Source organism: Asaia spathodeae NBRC 105894, assembly GCF_025994195.1.
GTDB lineage: Bacteria > Pseudomonadota > Alphaproteobacteria > Acetobacterales > Acetobacteraceae > Asaia > Asaia siamensis.
Window position 1 is genome coordinate 1 of sequence record NZ_BAPY01000034.1, and the last position, 709, is coordinate 709.

General features: G+C 55.4%; 1 pseudogene. It reads left to right on the plus strand.

Features of this window, described 5'->3' with window-relative positions:
- Positions 1-54 precede the first annotated feature (54 nt).
- Positions 55-709, plus strand: a pseudogene (locus AA105894_RS10870) (IS5 family transposase); the annotation flags it as partial.

Sequence of the window (709 nt, forward strand, 5' to 3'; positions counted from 1 at the left end):
GACCCATTGATTTGGATGGGGAAATCTGATTCAGGCTCTGTGAGGAGACTGAAGATGAGCGACCTGTTTTGGCTGACGGGCGAACAAATGGAGCGTCTGCGGCCATTCTTTCCCAAGAGCCATGGCAAACCTCCCGTTGATGACCGCCGTGTGCTGAGCGGGACCATTTTTGTGAACCGCAATGGTCTGCGTCGGCGTGATGCGCCGCGGGAATACGGTCCACACAAGACCCTCGACAATCGCTGGAAGCGTTGGGGCGACATGGGCATTTTCATGCGGATGATGGATGGCCTGTCTGCTACGCAAGCCAAGCCTCAGACGATTATGATTGATGCGACGTATCTCAAGGCGCACCGCACGGCTTTGAGCCTGCGGCTAAAAAAGGGGACCCAGGCCGCCTGATCGGACGGACAAAAGGTGGCATGAATACGAAGCTGCATGCGGTCACCGATCAGAACGGACGACCGCTGAGCTTCTTCATGACGGCGGGACAGATCAGCGATTATACCGGTGCCGCTGCTCTGCTGGACAGTCTTCCTATGGCACAGTGGATGCTGGCAGACCGAGGTTATGATGCTGACTGGTTTCGGGATGCGTTGGAGGGAAAAGGGATCAAACCCTGCATTCCAGGACGAAAATCCCGCGGGAAACCCGTCAAATATGACAAACGAAAATACAAAAGACGCAACCGCATCGGGATCATGTTCGG